Origin of the sequence: Pseudoroseomonas cervicalis ATCC 49957, assembly GCF_000164635.1 — a bacterium.
In the GTDB taxonomy this organism is placed as follows: Bacteria; Pseudomonadota; Alphaproteobacteria; order Acetobacterales; family Acetobacteraceae; genus Pseudoroseomonas; species Pseudoroseomonas cervicalis.
In genome coordinates, this window is the sequence record NZ_GG771036.1 from 1 (window position 1) to 1,103 (window position 1,103).

1 protein-coding gene is annotated in these 1,103 nt (G+C 75.6%); it reads left to right on the top strand.

All coding sequences use genetic code 11. The features are described from left to right. Window positions 1–1,103, top strand: a 1,103-nt coding sequence (locus HMPREF0731_RS21535; RefSeq protein ID WP_007006361.1) for a two-component system sensor histidine kinase NtrB, incomplete at both ends; no start/stop codon positions are given.

The window sequence follows — 1,103 nt, forward strand, 5'->3', positions numbered from 1 at the left end:
CCGCAGCTGCTGGCCGCCGAGATCGCCGAGCGCCGCCGCGCCGAGGCGGTGGCCGACGGGCTGTATCGCCGCGTGCCGCTGCCGCTGCACGGGCTGGATCCGGCCGGCCGCCTGCTGACCGTGAGCGACCGCTGGCTGGAGGTGTTCGGCTACGACTCCCGCCGCGAGGTGATCGGCCGCCCGATGCGGGACTTCCTCTCCCCCCACGGCGCCGCGAAATTCGCCACCCTCTGGCCCCGCGTGCGCCAGGGCGAGGTGGTCGAGGGCGAGGTGGAGATGCTGCACCGCTCGGGCCGGGTGATCGACATGCTGGTCGTCGCCCGCCCCGAGCTGGACGCCAAGGGGCGCTTCATGCGCTCCATCGCCGCCCTGGTCGATGTCAGCGCCCGCAAGCGCGCCGAGGACGGGCTGCGCGCGGTGCAGAAGATGGAGGTGTTCGGCCAGCTCGCCGGCGGCATCGCGCACGACATGAACAACGTGCTGCAGACCGTGGTCAGCGGCACCCGCGTGCTGGCCGCGCAGGCCGGGGACCCCGAGATGGTGCGCCGCCTGGCCGGGCTGATGGGCGAGGCGGCCGAGCGCGGCATGGCCATCGGCCGCCGCCTGCTGAGCTTCGCCCGCCCCGGCGAGCTGCGCGCCAGCCATGCCGACATCGCCGCCATCCTGGAGGAGCTGCGCGGCATGCTGAGCGACATGCTCGGCAGCCGCATCCAGGTGCGCGTGGCCGAGACGCCCGCGCCCGGCGAGGTCGGCGTCTTCGTCGACCGCCAGCAGCTGGAGACGGTGCTGCTGAACCTCGCCGTCAATGCCCGCGACGCCATGCCGCAGGGGGGGGAGATCACCCTCTCCGCCCGTCGCGCCGCCGGGCCGGAGGGGGAGCCGGCGGTCGCCCTCGGCGTCGCCGACCAGGGCACCGGCATGGAGGCCGGCGTGCTGGCGCGCGCGCGCGAACCCTTCTTCACCACCAAGCCGCGCGGCAAGGGCACCGGCCTCGGCCTGGCGCTGGCGCAGAGCTTCGCCGACCAGTCCGGCGGGCAGCTCGCCATCGACAGCGCGCCGGGGCAGGGGACGCGGGTGACCCTGACCCTGCCCCTGGCGGCGCC